Below are 13,458 nucleotides of genomic sequence, written 5' to 3' on the forward strand. Positions count from 1 at the left end.
CGGACCATGCGTCGACGTCTCATCCAGTCCACCCTCGCCGTCGTGCTGGTGGTGATCGCCGTCTTCGGTGTCTCGCTCGTCGCCGTCGAGACCCGGACCATCAGCGACAGCGCCCAGGAGCGGGTCGAGTCGGAGGCGGTGCGGCTGGCCAGCATCGTGGACAGCCGGCTGCTGGCCGCGGAGAACGTGAACGCGGACGTGCTGCGCAACCCGGTCAGCAAGGACCAGTACGCGGTCATCCGCATGCCCGGCAAGGCGCCCATAGAGATCGGCGAGAAGCCCGAGGGCGACACCATCCAGTTCACGCAGCGCGGCGAGGAGGGCGAGACGGTCACCGTGCAGGAGCCCCGCTCCGCGGTGACCCGCGAGGTCGGCCGGACGCTGCTGATCATCGGGCTGGTCGCGCTGCTCGCGGTGGTCGCGGCCGTGCTGCTCGCCCTCAGGCAGGCGGGCCGGCTCGCCTCCCCGCTGACCGACCTCGCCGAGACCGCCGAACGCCTCGGCTCCGGCGACCCGCGCCCCCGGCACCGGCGGTACGGCGTGCCCGAGCTGGACCGGGTAGCCGATGTGCTGGACTCCTCCGCCGAGCGGATCGCGCGCATGCTGACCGCCGAGCGGCGCCTCGCGGCCGACGCCTCGCACCAGCTCCGCACCCCGCTCACCGCCCTGTCCATGCGGCTGGAGGAGATCACCCTCACCGGCGACCTGGAGACGGTGAAGGAGGAGGCCACCATCGCGCTGACACAGGTGGAGCGGCTGACCGATGTGGTGGAGCGGCTGCTGACCAACTCGCGCGACCCGCGCACCGGCTCCGCGGTCGCCTTCGACCTGGACGAGGTCATCCAGCAGCAGCTCGCCGAGTGGCGGCCCGCCTACCGCAGCGCCGGCCGGGCCATCGTCAGCTCCGGCAAGCGGCACCTGACGGCGGTGGGCACGCCGGGCGCGGTCGCCCAGGTGCTGGCCGCGCTGATCGAGAACTCGCTGATGCACGGCGGCGGCACGGTGGCCCTGCGCACCCGGGTCACCGGCAACCAGGCCGTGATCGAGGTGACCGACGAGGGGCCGGGGGTGCCGGCCGACCTCGGTGCGCGGATCTTCGAGCGGACGATCAGCGGGCGGAACTCCACAGGCATCGGCCTGGCCGTCGCGCGGGACCTCGCGGAGGCCGACGGCGGCCGGCTGGAGCTGCTCCAGGCGCAGCCCCCGGTCTTCGGCCTGTTCCTCTCCCGCACGCCCCCGCCGCCCAAGGCGGAGGAGGAGCACCGGTCGACGGTCCGCTGACGGGAGCGCGGCGACCGCTACGGAACCGGCCCCCTACGGGACCCGCTGCCGGTGCGCGGGCCGCCTGGGCTCCTGCTTCAGAATCGATTCCGCACCCGCCACGGCCTCCCCGGCCGGCAGTGTCCGGAACACCCAGGTGCGGTAGGACCAGAACCGGAACAGCGTCGCCACACCGATGCCGACGAACTTGAAGACGTTGCTCTGCAGCGGGGTGTCCCACCCGAAGCCGTACGTCGCCAGGTACAGCACGCCGTTCTCGATCACCAGGCCGGCCGCGCTGAACAGCAGGAACAGCACCAGTTCCCGGGTGCGCCCGCCCTTGTCGCGGTCGCGGTAGGTCCAGTACCGGAAGCCGACGTAGTTGAAGACGATGGCCACGACGGTCGCGATGATGCTCGCCCGTACCACCGGCAGGTCCGACATGTTCCGGACCAGGTTGAACACTCCGAGGTTCACGAGGACCCCGGCCCCGCCGACGGCGCCGAATTTCGCCATCTCGCGTACGAGCCGTTGCAGCCTCTCGGAACGAGGTTCCATGGCTGGGCAGCTCCCGTCGGTAGGGTTCGACAACCCCGCCATGCTAGCCGTGCGGGCCCCGGCGCGCCCATGGACCGGCCCACAGCCGGGAAACAGGCTGGAAAACAGGCCGGAAAGAGATGGGGAAGCGTCGGGTAAGAGTTCATGGAGGGAGGCGATCCGGCCACCCCGTACGGCCGATACCCTAAGGGTGTGACGTTCCCGGTAGTCGGCATGGTCGGCGGGGGGCAGCTCGCGCGTATGACGCACGAGGCGGGCATCCCGTTGGGCATCAGGTTCAAGCTCCTCAGTGACACCCCTCAGGATTCCGCGGCGCAGGTCGTGAGCGATGTCGTCATCGGCGACTACCGCGACCTGGACACGCTGCGCGAGTTCGCGCGCGGATGCGACGTGATCACCTTCGATCACGAACACGTCCCCACCGAGCACCTACGGGCCCTGGAGGCGGACGGCATTCCCGTGCGCCCGGGGCCCGACGCGCTGGTGCACGCCCAGGACAAGGGCGTGATGCGGGCGAAGCTCGACGCGATCGGCATCCCGTGCCCCCGGCACCGGATCGTGGCCGACCCCGAGGACGTGGTGCGGTTCGCGGCCGAGGGCGAGGGCTTCCCCGTCGTCCTCAAGACGGTCCGCGGCGGCTACGACGGCAAGGGCGTGTGGGTCGTGGAGAACCCCGAGGAGGCCGCGGAGCCGTTCCGCGCCGGCGTCCCCGTCCTCGCCGAGGAGAAGGTCGACTACGTCCGCGAGCTGGCCGCCAACGTCGTCCGCTCCCCGCACGGCCAGGCCGTCGCCTACCCGGTGGTGGAGTCCCGGCAGGTGGACGGCGTGTGCGACACCGTGATCGCGCCCGCCCCGGACCTGCCCGAGGACCTCGCCCTGCACGCCGAGCGGCTGGCCCTGAGCATCGCCAAGGAACTGGACGTCGTCGGACACCTCGCCGTCGAGCTGTTCCAGACCCGCGACGGCCGCGTCCTGGTCAACGAGCTGGCGATGCGCCCGCACAACTCCGGCCACTGGTCCATGGACGGCGCGATCACCTCGCAGTTCGCCAACCACGTCCGCGCGGTCCTGGACCTGCCGCTGGGCGACCCGCGTCCGCGCGCCAAGTGGACGGTCATGGTCAACGTCCTGGGCGGCGACTTCCCGGACATGTACTCCGCGTACTTGCACTGCATGGCCCGGGACCCCAAGCTCAAGATCCACATGTACGGCAAGGACGTGAAGCCCGGCCGCAAGGTCGGACACGTCAACACCTACGGCGACGACCTGGACGACGTGCTGGAGCGCGCCCGTCACGCAGCCGGCTACCTGAGAGGCACGATCACCGAATGAGCCCAGTTGTAGGCATCGTCATGGGGTCGGACTCGGACTGGCCCGTCATGGAGGGCGCCGCCAAGGCCCTGGACGAGTTCGAGATCGCCTACGAGGTCGACGTCGTCTCCGCGCACCGCATGCCCCGCGAGATGATCACCTACGGCGAGCAGGCCGCCGACCGCGGACTGAAGGTGATCATCGCGGGCGCGGGCGGCGCCGCCCACCTGCCCGGCATGCTCGCCTCCGTCACCCCGCTGCCGGTCATCGGCGTGCCCGTGCCGCTGAAGTACCTCGACGGCATGGACTCGCTGCTGTCCATCGTGCAGATGCCGGCCGGCGTCCCGGTCGCCACGGTCTCCGTGGCCGGCGCCCGCAACGCCGGTCTGCTCGCGGCCCGGATGCTCGCCGCGCACGACGAGGAACTGCTGCACCGGATGCGCGACTTCCAGCAGGACCTGAACGACCAGGCCACCGAGAAGGGCAAGCGGCTGCGCGCCAAGGTCGAGGGCGCGAGCGGCTTCGGCTTCGGGAAGTGACCGGCATGGGCGCGCTGGAGGAGGTCCGGGAACTGCTGCGCGAGTTCCCGGTCGTGGACGGCCACAACGACCTGCCGTGGGCGCTGCGCGAGCAGGTCCGCTACGACCTCGACGCCCTGGACATCGCCGGGGACCGCCGCGACCGGCTGCACACCGACCTGCCGCGGCTGCGCGCGGGCGGGGTCGGCGCCCAGTACTGGTCGGTGTACGTGCCGGCCGAGCAGCCGGACCCGGTCGCGGCCACCCTGGAGCAGATCGACTGCGTCCGCCGGATGCTGGAGCGCTACCCGGCGGACCTGGCGCCCGCGCGGACCGCCGCCGACCTGGAGACGGCCCGCGCCGAGGGCCGTATCGCCTCCCTCATGGGCGCCGAGGGCGGCCACTCCATCGCCAACTCCCTGGGCACCCTGCGCGCCCTGCACGCGCTCGGCGTGCGCTACCTGACGCTCACCCACAACTCCAACGTGGACTGGGCGGACTCCGCGACCGACGTGCCCAGGGCCGGCGGCCTGACCGCCTTCGGCCGCGAGGTGGTCCGGGAGATGAACCGGCTCGGCATGCTCGTCGACCTCTCCCACGTGGCCGCCACCACCATGCGGGACGCGCTGGACGCCTCCGCCGCGCCGGTGATCTTCTCGCACTCCTCCGCCCGCGCGGTCTGCGACCACCCGCGCAACATCCCCGACGACGTCCTGGAGCGGCTGCCCGCCAACGGCGGCGTGGCGATGGTGACGTTCGTGCCCAAGTTCGTGCTCCAGGCCGCCGTCGACTGGACGGCCGCCGCCGACGAGAACCTGCGCGCCCACGGGCTGCACCACCTGGACACCAGCCCCGAGGCGATGCGGCTGCACCGCGCCTTCGAGGAGCGCCACCCGCGCCCGGTCGCCACGGTGTCCGTGGTGGCCGACCACCTGGACCACATGCGCGAGGTGGCCGGCATCGACCACCTGGGCATCGGCGGCGACTACGACGGCACCGCGTTCACCCCGGACGGCCTGGACGACGTCTCCGGCTACCCGAACCTCCTCGCCGAGCTGCTGGACCGCGGCTGGTCCCGCACCGACCTGGCCAAGCTCACCTGGCGCAACGCGGTACGCGTGCTGGGCGCGGCGGAGGACGTGGCCCGCGATCTCCAGGCCACCCGCGGCCCCTCCCTCGCCACCATCGGCGAACTGGACGGCACACCCGGCGAGAGCTGACCGGGACGTCCGAGGGTCCTCACGTGTGCTCGATCCGGCACAGGCAGAACGGATGCCCGGCCGGGTCGGCGTACACCTGGAAGTCCTTCTTCCCGCGGTCCTCCAGGTCCAGCGGACGGGCGCCGAGCGCGAGCACCCGCTCGTGGGCGGCGTCGATGTCCGCCCAGGTCGGGCCCGCGTCGAAGTCGATGTGGAGCTGCTGGCCGTTGCGGTCGGCGCGCGGCCACTCCGGCGGTGTGTGGCCCTCGGCCCGCTGGAAGGCCAGCCGGGGCCCGTCCGGCACCTGGAGGACGACCCAGTCGTCGTCCTCGGGCTCCGGGGTGCCCCCGGCCACCGCCGCGTAGAAGGCGGCCAGGCGGTGCGGGTCGGGACAGTCGAGCACGACGGTACGGAAACGGGCCACGGGTGCCATGGGTCCTCCGGTTTCTGGTGTTCGAGAGATCTCAGCCGGCGCAGAGACAGAACGGGTGCCCCGCCGGGTCGGCGTAGACACGGAAGCTGCGGGACCGGTCGGCGGTGTCCAGCGGCCTGGCGCCCAGTTCCAGCGCCTCCTTCTCGGCCGCGTCCAGGTCCGGCACGGTCAGGTCCAGGTGGAACTGCTGGGAGTGGTCAGCCGCGGGCCACTGGGGCGGCACGAACCCGGGCGCCCGCTGGAAGGCGAGCGTCGGACCGCCGGGCACCTTCAGGTCCACCCAGTCGCCGTCGTCCTCCACCGTGCCGCCCAGCACAGCGGCGTAGAAGCCGGCCAGGGCACGGGGGTCGGGACAGTCCAGGACCACGGCTTCGAGCTTGGCGAAAGCCATGACTACCTCCTCGTCGTTACCTGTAGGGAAAGGTAACCGGTAACGGTTACCCCATACTCCGCCAGAAGCGGTAACGTCGCAAGCATGAGCGAGAGATCCGCCGCTCCGGGCGGCCTGGCACTGGTCGAGTCACTGGTGAACACGCTCGACCTGGAGGCGGGTACCGACGCGCTGGACACGCCGGAGGCCCGCGTCCGGCTGGGGATCACCGAGGACGGCGTCGCCGAGGCCCGCGAACTGCGCGAGTCGCTGCGCGCCGCGCTGCTCGCCCACGCCGGCCACCCGCCGCACCGCGCCGTGACCCCGCTCGGCACCCTGCTCGCCCGGGCCCCGCTGTACGTCGCCGTGGACGACCACGACGGCTCCGCCCGACTGGCCCCCGCCGTGCAGGGTCCGCTGCTCTCCCGCGTCGCCACCGCCGTCGCCGAGGCGCTCGTCGCCGGCACCTGGACCAGGCTCAAGGCGTGCGAGTCCGAGACCTGCCACTGGGCGTACTACGACCGCAGCCCCGCCGGCCGCGGGCGCTGGTGCTCCATGCAGCTCTGCGGCGCCCGCGCCAAGATGCGCCGCTACCGCGCGAAGGGCCCCTGACCCCCGCCACCGATGGTGCACAATGCGCACAGCCCCCGGTTCGGCCGACTGAGCCTCGGCCGAACCGGGGGCGTGCGCCACGCGGAACGGCCACCACTGCCCGCGACCCGGGATGACGAACGGCCCCCCGCGTCAACAGGGGGGCCGTCGCTCTTCGGCGTGTCACACGCCGTGCCGTCAGGCCGTCGGCCGCCCCATCGCCCGGTACGTCCAGCCGGCCCGGCGCCACAGCTCCGGGTCGAGGGTGTTGCGGCCGTCGAGCAGGACCCGGGCCGCCGCGACCTCGCCCAGCGCCGCCGGGTCCAGCTCGCGGAACTCCCGCCACTCGGTCAGGTGCAGGACGACATGGGCGCCCCGGACGGCCTCCTCCGCGGTGTCGGCGTAGCCCAGGGTCGGGAAGACCTTGCGGGCGTTGGCCATGCCCTTCGGGTCGTACACCGTCACCTGGCCGCCCTGGAGGTGGATCTGCCCGGCCACGTTCAGCGCGGGCGAGTCGCGCACGTCGTCCGAGTCCGGCTTGAAGGTGGCGCCGAGCACCGCGACCCGCTTGCCGAGGAAGGAGCCGCCGCCGAGTGCCTCCCGGGCCATCTCCACCATCTGGCCGCGCCGGCGCATGTTGATGGAGTCGATCTCGCGCAGGAAGGTCAGCGCCTGGTCGGCGCCCAGCTCGCCCGCGCGGGCCATGAACGCCCGGATGTCCTTGGGCAGACAGCCGCCACCGAAGCCGACCCCGGCGCGCAGGAACTTGTGGCCGATCCGGTCGTCGTGGCCGATGGCCTCCGCGAGCTTCGCCACGTCACCGCCGGCCGCCTCGCACACCTCCGCCATCGCGTTGATGAAGGAGATCTTGGTGGCGAGGAAGGAGTTCGCGGCCGTCTTCACCAGCTCCGCGGTCGGGAAGTCGGTGACGACGAACGGCGTGCCCTCGGCCACCGGCGTCGCGTACACCTCGCGCAGCAGCTTCTCGGCGCGCTCGCCACGGACGCCGACCACGATCCGGTCCGGGTGCAGGGTGTCCTGGACGGCGAAGCCCTCGCGCAGGAACTCCGGGTTCCAGGCCAGCTCGGCGTCCGCGCCCGCCGGGGCGTGCTCGGCGAGGTAGGCCGCCAGCCGCTCGGCGGAGCCCACCGGCACGGTCGACTTGCCCACGACCAGGGCCGGGCCGTGCAGATGCGGGGCGAGGGAGGCGATCGCGGAGTCCACGTACGACATGTCGCAGGCGTACTCGCCGTGCTTCTGCGGGGTGTTGACGCACACGAAGTGCACATCGCCGAAGGCCCCGGCCTCGGCCCAGTCCGTGGTGAACCGCAGCCGCCCGGTCGAGCCCTCGATCCCGGCGACGTGCCTGCGCAGCAGCTCCTGGAGCCCCGGCTCGTACATCGGCGTCTCGCCGCGCTCCAGCAGCGCGATCTTCTCGGGTACGACGTCCAGGCCCAGCACCTCGAAGCCCAGCTCGGCCATGGCCGCGGCGTGCGTGGCGCCGAGGTAGCCGGTGCCGATCACGGTGATCTTCAGGCTCATGGGTGCTCCAGCTCGGGTCCGTCGGTCGTGCTCGGTCATGCGGGCCCGAGCATATCCGGGCCGCTCGCGGGGCATTTCTCCCGCTGTCGCGTAGGTCACGTAGGCGGGTGAGGGCCGGACCTCTAAAATTTGAGTTACTTAACGGTAATTAGCGTCAGTATCACTGCGTCTTTGGAGCGTGAGAGACCGTGGCCGGATCGGCTGACTTCGACCTGTACCGCCCGTCCGAGGAGCACGACATGCTCCGGGACGCCGTCCGCTCCCTGGTCGAGGCGAAGATCGCGCCGTACGCCGCGGTGGTGGACGAGGAGGCCCGCTTCCCGCAGGAGGCCCTCGACGCCCTGGTGGCGAACGACCTGCACGCCGTGCACGTCCCCGAGGAGTACGGCGGCTCCGGCGCCGACGCGCTCGCCACGGTCATCGTGATCGAGGAGGTCGCCCGCGCCTGTGTCTCCTCCTCGCTCATCCCGGCCGTGAACAAGCTGGGCTCGCTGCCGGTGATCCTCTCCGGCTCCGAGGAGCTGAAGAAGAAGTACCTGGGCCCGCTGGCCAAGGGCGACGCGATGTTCTCGTACTGCCTCTCCGAGCCGGACGCGGGCTCGGACGCGGCCGGCATGAAGACCAAGGCCGTCCGCGACGGCGACCACTGGGTGCTCAACGGCGTCAAGCGCTGGATCACCAACGCGGGCGTCTCCGAGTACTACACGGTGATGGCCGTGACGGACCCCTCGAAGCGCTCGAAGGGCATCTCCGCCTTCGTCGTGGAGAAGTCCGACGAGGGCGTCTCCTTCGGCGCCCCGGAGAAGAAGCTCGGCATCAAGGGCTCCCCGACCCGCGAGGTCTACTTCGACAACGTCCGCATCCCCGCCGACCGCATGATCGGCGAGGAGGGCACCGGCTTCATGACGGCCATGAAGACCCTGGACCACACCCGCATCACCATCGCGGCCCAGGCCCTCGGCGTCGCCCAGGGCGCCTTCGACTACGCCAAGGGCTACGTCCAGGAGCGCAAGCAGTTCGGCAAGCCGATCGCCGACTTCCAGGGCATCCAGTTCATGCTCGCCGACATGTCGATGAAGATCTCGGCGGCCCGCGCCCTCACCTACCAGGCCGCCGCCGCCTCCGAGCGCGGCGACGCCGACCTCACCTACCTCGGCGCCGCCGCCAAGTGCTTCGCCTCGGACGTCGCCATGGAGGTCACCACCGACGCCGTCCAGCTCCTCGGCGGCTACGGCTACACCCGCGACTACCCGGTGGAGCGCATGATGCGCGACGCCAAGATCACCCAGATCTACGAGGGCACGAACCAGGTCCAGCGCATCGTCATGGCGCGCAACCTGCCGTAGCCGTCCGGGGGTTCGGGGTCTTCGGAAGGCGTCCCTCCGGGCGCCTTCCGGCGACGACGACCCGCTCGTCCTTCTGGCCGGCCTCCTGCTCCGGGCCGTGGACCGGTGAGGGGGCGCGGGCCCGACGTGCGGGGTGGCGGGGCCGGGCGTAAGACGGAAGGGCACGGGGTCCGCCCCGGGCCCCCGCCTTCCCAGGAGGAGCCATGACCCAGTCGCCGACGATGCCCGCGCTCACGCGGGAGATGCAGGACTGCATCGCCGCCTGCATGGACTGCCACAGCATCTGCGAGGAGACCATGAGCTCCTGCATGCAGAAGGGCGGCCAGCAGCAGATGCAGATCATGCGCGCGCTGATGGACTGCTCCGAGACCACCCGGATGTGCGCCGACATGATGATGCGCCGCTCGCCCATGCACACCGACATGTGCGCGCTGTGTGCCAAGGCGTGCGACATGTGCGCCGAGGCGTGTACCACCATGCCGGACGACCAGCAGCTGACGCGCTGTGCCGAGGCGTGTCGCCGCTGTGCCGAGAGCTGCCGGACGATGGCGGGCGCCGGGCGCGTGTAGCCCCGCAACGGCAGCCGCAGCCGCAGCCGCGACGGCACGGCCGGGGGCACCCGGCCCGGCGCACCCGCGCCCCGCTTCCCGGCGCCCCCGGCCCTCGCTCCCCGGCGCCTAGTTCCCGGAGACGGTGACCTTCTCGCCGTTGTTCAGCTCGTCCACCAGCGTCTTCACCTTGGCCTTGTCCCAGACCAGGTTGCCGCCCGCGGAACCGGAGATCGGCATGTTCATCGAGGTGCCGTCACCGCCGCTGACGCCCTTCATCGCCCAGAACATCGACGCCAGGTCCCACAGCGACATGTCCTTGTCGACGATCAGGGAGTCCAGGCCCGCGCCCATGGTCGGGTAGAACGTGAACGGGTTCAGGATCGTCGACGGCGTCGCCACCTGGTGGGCCAGGGCGGCGAGGAACTTCTGCTGGTTCTTGGTCCGCTGGAGGTCGGAGGCGGCGAACGCGTGCCGGGTGCGCACGAACGCGAGGGCCTCCTGGCCGTTCAGCGTCTGCTTGCCGGCCTCGAAGTCGGCGCCCGACCACTTGTCCTTGAAGCCCTTGTCGATGGTGATCTCGACACCGCCCACCGCGTCCACGATGCTGGCGAACCCCTGGAAGCCGATCTCCACGTAGTGGTCGATGCGCAGCCCGGTGTTGGCCTCGATCGTGCGGACCAGCAGCGTCGGCCCGTCCTCGGCGTAGGTGGCGTTCAGCTTGGCGTGCCGGCCCTGCGCCGGGAACACCTTCCCGGACGTCGACCCCTGGTACGACGGCACCACCACGTCCGAGTCGCGCGGCAGCGAGATCAGCGTGTCGCCGTTGTCGCCGACGTGCAGGATCATCATCGAGTCGGTGCGCTTGCCGTCGGCGCCGCCGGTGTGCAGCTTCTTCTTGTCCTCCTTGGACATGCCCTCACGGCTGTCCGAGCCGACGATCAGGTAGTTCGTGCCGTCGCCGCCCTCCGGCCGGTCGATGACCGTGGACAGGTCCACCTCGCGGCGCAGCTTGGAGTCGGCCCAGAAGTAGGTCGCGACCGACGTGACGACCAGCACACCCGCCACCGTGATCGCCGTCCACTTGATCCGCCGCCGCCAGTTCGGCGCCGGACGCGGGCCCCGGGCGGGCGCGCCCCCCGGAGCGCCCGGACCGCGACCGCCGGGGGTGCCGTAGACCTGGCCGGTGTTGTAGCCGCTGTCGTACCCGCCGCCGGTGCCCGGTTCATGGCCCCGGCCGTCCACGTACGACGGCTGCTGCGGCACCCCGGCACCGTACGGCGGCACCGCCGGGCCGGAGCCGTCGTGCCCCGAGCGCGGTCCGGGCGGTACCGCCGGGCCGCGCCGCACCTGACGCATCACGCGGGCGCTCTCCGGCTGCGCGCCGGCACTGCCGCGTCCGTAGCGCGGGCCGCGGTTGTCGTCGGACCATCCCTCGGGCCAGTCATTCATGCGCACCAGTGTGCCGGGCGCAGCGGTGTGCCGGACAAGGGCTGTCGGAAAAACAGGGCGGTGCTGTTGCGAAGCCGACACAAATTCCGCGAATGCGCCGTCGGCATAAGGTGGAGGGCATGACAGACCAGGCCACGGAAGTGGAACCGGAGATCCCGGGCAAGCCCACCTCCGCCTCCCGCACCACCCTCAGCCACATCATGACCCACAGCGACACCAACCTGCTGGGGACGGTGCACGGCGGGGTGATCATGAAGCTGGTCGACGACGCGGCGGGCGCCGTGGCCGGCCGGCACTCCGGCGGACCCGCCGTCACCGCGTCCATGGACGAGATGGCGTTCCTGGAGCCGGTGCGCGTCGGCGACCTGGTCCATGTGAAGGCACAGGTGAACTGGACCGGCCGGACCTCGATGGAGGTCGGCGTCCGGGTCCTCGCCGAGCGCTGGAACGAGTCGGCCCCGCCCACCCAGGTCGGCTCCGCGTACCTGGTCTTCGCCGCGGTGGACGCCGACGGCAAGCCGCGCCGGGTGCCGCCGGTCATACCCGAGACCGACCGCGACCGCCGCCGCTACCAGGAGGCGCAGATCCGCCGCACCCACCGCCTGGCCCGCCGCCGCGCCATCCGCGAGCTGCGCGAACAGCGGGCGGCGGAGGGCTTCGAGGACTGAGCGCCCCCGGGAAGCACCCAGAACACCGAGCACACCGAGAACACACCGCACACCGCCGCGCCGCCGTACGGCACGGGCGGCCCACCGCTCAGCACACCACCTCGTCGCCCCGCAGCACGCTCTGTTCCGGGCGGCCCGGGTCGTCGAACCGCACGCGGCGGACGTCCTTGAAGTCGGCGCCGGCCGTCACCTTCAGCAGCGGTCCCTGGCCCGGCACCGCCCGCAGCTCGCTGCCCGGCAGGGCCGCGGCCAGGGAGCGGGCGGAGCGGTCCCAGCGGGGGTCGTAGAAGACCAGCGTGCGGGGCACGTGGGCGGGGGCGGTCACCGGCCGGTGGGTGGTGGCGAAACCGGTCGCCGCGAGCGCCGCGTCGAGGCGCTTGCCCAGCCCCACGGTGCCCGTGCCGTTCGCCACCTGCACCCGGATCGTCTCCGGCGCCACCTCCACCGGCACCGGCGCGGGTCCCCGGGAGCGGCGCGCGGGGTCCTGGGCCAGCGGCTTGTCGTCGCGTACCGCCGCGAACAGCTTCGCCGCCTTCGCCGTGTCCCACTTCAGGGTCGAGCCGATGCCCTTGACCTGGTAGTCCAGCCGCCCGATGGGCACGGTGGTGAATTCCGAGGAGGACGGCGAGAAGTTCCGCATCGCCCGGCCGAGGTCGAGCAGCTCGTCGGTGCCGAAGCCCGCGTCCGCGCGGACCGAGCCGAGCACGGCCCGGGTCACGTCCCGGAACCGCATCGGGTTCAGCAGCACCCCGGAGGAGGTCGTCTTGTCGAGCAGCGCGGCCAGGAACCGCTGCTGCCGTTTCATCCGGCCCAGGTCGCTGGCCCCGTCGACGTGCCGGGCGCGCACGTACTGGAGGGCCTGCCCGCCCCGCAGGGTGTGCCGTCCGGGGGCGAGGTCGAGCCCGGTGTACCGGTCCTTCAGCGGGGTCGGCGTGCAGACCTCGACCCCGCCGAGCACGTCCACGGTCCGCATGAAGCTGGTGAAGTCGACCTCCAGGTAGTGGTCGATCTTCACGTGGGTCATGTTCTCCACCGTGCGGATGGTCAGCTGCGGGCCGCCCTCGGCGTAGGCCGCGTTGAGCCTGACCGGGTGCGGGCCGTGCCGCCGCCCCGAGTTCCGGTCGGTGTGCGCCGGCATCTCGGCGTAGGAGTCGCGTGGCAGGCTCACCACCGTGGCCCGCTCCCGGTCGTCGGCGACGTGCACGATCATCATGGTGTCGGTGCAGTGGCAGGGCTGGCCGCCCAGCCGGAAGGCGCGCCGGTCCCGCTCGCTGACCCTGTCCCGGGCGTCGGTGCCGACCAGCAGCACGTTCATGCCGTGCCCGCCCCGGGGCCGGTTCTTCATGTCCTTGAAGGCGTCGATCCGGGCGATGCCCGCGTCCAGGCTGCTGACCACCGCGTGGCCGATCCCGGCGGAGGCGAGCACCACGACCGACAGGGTGGTGACCGCCCGCATGGCCCAGCGGGGCCGCCGTGGCGGCCGGACCGGCGTCATGGCCCGCTCGGGCGGGCGCGGCACACGGCGGGGCGGCTGCGGGCGGCGCTGCGGACGCGCCGGGGACCGGGGCGGGCTGGGCAAGGGGACACCTCCGGACGAGGCCGTACGCGGAATCCTGGAGCACAGTAGGCCGATACGATCTCCAGCCCGCGCCGCGGCCCCGG

The 13,458-nt window shown here is 72.1% G+C and carries 14 protein-coding genes; 8 read left to right on the forward strand and 6 right to left on the reverse strand.

The features are described 5' to 3' along the window. Positions 1–6 precede the first annotated feature (6 nt). Entirely contained in the window at positions 7–1,281 is a 1,275-nt protein-coding gene (locus Srubr_RS34945) for an ATP-binding protein (protein WP_189991948.1), read from the forward strand. A 33-nt stretch (positions 1,282–1,314) separates the two neighbouring features. On the opposite strand, the gene Srubr_RS34950 is transcribed toward Srubr_RS34945, so the two are convergent. Beyond that, a complete protein-coding gene (locus Srubr_RS34950; protein ID WP_189991945.1) occupies positions 1,315–1,818 on the reverse strand; it encodes a GtrA family protein in 504 nt (167 codons plus the stop codon). Between the two features lie 192 nt (positions 1,819–2,010). Here Srubr_RS34950 and Srubr_RS34955 point away from each other — a divergent pair, with 192 nt between their 5' ends. Genes Srubr_RS34955 through Srubr_RS34965 form a run of 3 tightly spaced genes read left to right on the forward strand, consistent with a single transcriptional unit; the run spans position 2,011 to position 4,867 of the window. After that, on the forward strand, positions 2,011–3,150 hold the full coding sequence (locus tag Srubr_RS34955) for a 5-(carboxyamino)imidazole ribonucleotide synthase (RefSeq protein WP_189991944.1): 1,140 nt from the start codon (positions 2,011–2,013) through the stop codon (positions 3,148–3,150). Next, the gene (gene purE / locus Srubr_RS34960) at positions 3,147–3,668 is read left to right on the forward strand and encodes a 5-(carboxyamino)imidazole ribonucleotide mutase (protein ID WP_189991942.1); all 522 of its coding nucleotides are present in this window, start codon (positions 3,147–3,149) and stop codon (positions 3,666–3,668) included. Before Srubr_RS34955 ends, purE begins: the two co-directional genes overlap by 4 nt. 5 nt (positions 3,669–3,673) lie before the next feature. After that, complete coding sequence (locus tag Srubr_RS34965) at positions 3,674–4,867, forward strand: dipeptidase (RefSeq protein WP_189992735.1); 1,194 nt, start codon at positions 3,674–3,676, stop codon at positions 4,865–4,867. Between the two features lie 19 nt (positions 4,868–4,886). Here Srubr_RS34965 and Srubr_RS34970 read toward each other — a convergent pair whose 3' ends face one another. After that, positions 4,887–5,279, reverse strand: coding sequence for a VOC family protein (locus Srubr_RS34970; RefSeq protein ID WP_189991939.1), 393 nt, complete (start codon positions 5,277–5,279; stop codon positions 4,887–4,889). Between the two features lie 31 nt (positions 5,280–5,310). Continuing rightward, positions 5,311–5,670, reverse strand: coding sequence for a VOC family protein (locus tag Srubr_RS34975; protein ID WP_189991938.1), 360 nt, complete (start codon positions 5,668–5,670; stop codon positions 5,311–5,313). An 84-nt stretch (positions 5,671–5,754) separates the two neighbouring features. On the opposite strand from Srubr_RS34975, the gene Srubr_RS34980 reads away from it, so the two are divergent. Further along, entirely contained in the window at positions 5,755–6,261 is a 507-nt protein-coding gene (locus tag Srubr_RS34980; protein WP_189991936.1) for a CGNR zinc finger domain-containing protein, read from the forward strand. Between the two features lie 177 nt (positions 6,262–6,438). On the opposite strand, the gene Srubr_RS34985 is transcribed toward Srubr_RS34980, so the two are convergent. Beyond that, on the reverse strand, positions 6,439–7,782 hold the full coding sequence (locus Srubr_RS34985) for a UDP-glucose dehydrogenase family protein (RefSeq protein ID WP_189991934.1): 1,344 nt from the start codon (positions 7,780–7,782) through the stop codon (positions 6,439–6,441). 188 nt (positions 7,783–7,970) lie between these two features. Here Srubr_RS34985 and Srubr_RS34990 point away from each other — a divergent pair, with 188 nt between their 5' ends. Both Srubr_RS34990 and Srubr_RS34995 read left to right on the forward strand, forming a co-directional pair. Then, positions 7,971–9,128 carry an acyl-CoA dehydrogenase gene (locus Srubr_RS34990; RefSeq protein ID WP_268257569.1) on the forward strand — a complete coding sequence of 386 codons (1,158 nt, stop codon included), beginning with the start codon at positions 7,971–7,973 and terminating at the stop codon, positions 9,126–9,128. Positions 9,129–9,331: 203 nt separating this feature from the next. Continuing rightward, the gene (locus tag Srubr_RS34995) at positions 9,332–9,697 is read left to right on the forward strand and encodes a four-helix bundle copper-binding protein (RefSeq protein WP_189991932.1); all 366 of its coding nucleotides are present in this window, start codon (positions 9,332–9,334) and stop codon (positions 9,695–9,697) included. 108 nt (positions 9,698–9,805) lie between these two features. On the opposite strand, the gene Srubr_RS35000 is transcribed toward Srubr_RS34995, so the two are convergent. Further along, positions 9,806–11,128, reverse strand: a complete 1,323-nt coding sequence (locus Srubr_RS35000) for an LCP family protein (RefSeq protein ID WP_189991930.1) — start codon at positions 11,126–11,128, stop codon at positions 9,806–9,808. A gap of 92 nt (positions 11,129–11,220) precedes the next feature. Between Srubr_RS35000 and Srubr_RS35005 the strand changes: the two genes are divergently transcribed. Beyond that, a complete protein-coding gene (locus tag Srubr_RS35005) occupies positions 11,221–11,796 on the forward strand; it encodes an acyl-CoA thioesterase (RefSeq protein ID WP_189991928.1) in 576 nt (191 codons plus the stop codon). An 88-nt stretch (positions 11,797–11,884) separates the two neighbouring features. Here Srubr_RS35005 and Srubr_RS35010 read toward each other — a convergent pair whose 3' ends face one another. Further along, entirely contained in the window at positions 11,885–13,375 is a 1,491-nt protein-coding gene (locus tag Srubr_RS35010) for an LCP family protein (RefSeq protein ID WP_455569597.1), read from the reverse strand. Positions 13,376–13,458: the final 83 nt, after the last annotated feature.

Source organism: Streptomyces rubradiris (genome assembly GCF_016860525.1).
GTDB classification, from domain to species: domain Bacteria; phylum Actinomycetota; class Actinomycetes; order Streptomycetales; family Streptomycetaceae; genus Streptomyces; species Streptomyces rubradiris.

Coding starts and splice junctions, on each gene's coding strand:
- Srubr_RS35005 (WP_189991928.1), top strand. CDS start 11,221: ATGCGCCGTCGGCATAAGGTGGAGGGCATGACAGACCAGGCCACGGAA.
- Srubr_RS34985 (WP_189991934.1), bottom strand. CDS start 7,782: ATGAGCCTGAAGATCACCGTGATCGGCACCGGCTACCTCGGCGCCACG.
- purE (WP_189991942.1), top strand. CDS start 3,147: ATGAGCCCAGTTGTAGGCATCGTCATGGGGTCGGACTCGGACTGGCCC.
- Srubr_RS34975 (WP_189991938.1), bottom strand. CDS start 5,670: ATGGCTTTCGCCAAGCTCGAAGCCGTGGTCCTGGACTGTCCCGACCCC.
- Srubr_RS34995 (WP_189991932.1), top strand. CDS start 9,332: ATGACCCAGTCGCCGACGATGCCCGCGCTCACGCGGGAGATGCAGGAC.
- Srubr_RS35000 (WP_189991930.1), bottom strand. CDS start 11,128: ATGAATGACTGGCCCGAGGGATGGTCCGACGACAACCGCGGCCCGCGC.
- Srubr_RS34965 (WP_189992735.1), top strand. CDS start 3,674: ATGGGCGCGCTGGAGGAGGTCCGGGAACTGCTGCGCGAGTTCCCGGTC.
- Srubr_RS34980 (WP_189991936.1), top strand. CDS start 5,755: ATGAGCGAGAGATCCGCCGCTCCGGGCGGCCTGGCACTGGTCGAGTCA.
- Srubr_RS34970 (WP_189991939.1), bottom strand. CDS start 5,279: ATGGCACCCGTGGCCCGTTTCCGTACCGTCGTGCTCGACTGTCCCGAC.
- Srubr_RS34945 (WP_189991948.1), top strand. CDS start 7: ATGCGTCGACGTCTCATCCAGTCCACCCTCGCCGTCGTGCTGGTGGTG.
- Srubr_RS34950 (WP_189991945.1), bottom strand. CDS start 1,818: ATGGAACCTCGTTCCGAGAGGCTGCAACGGCTCGTACGCGAGATGGCG.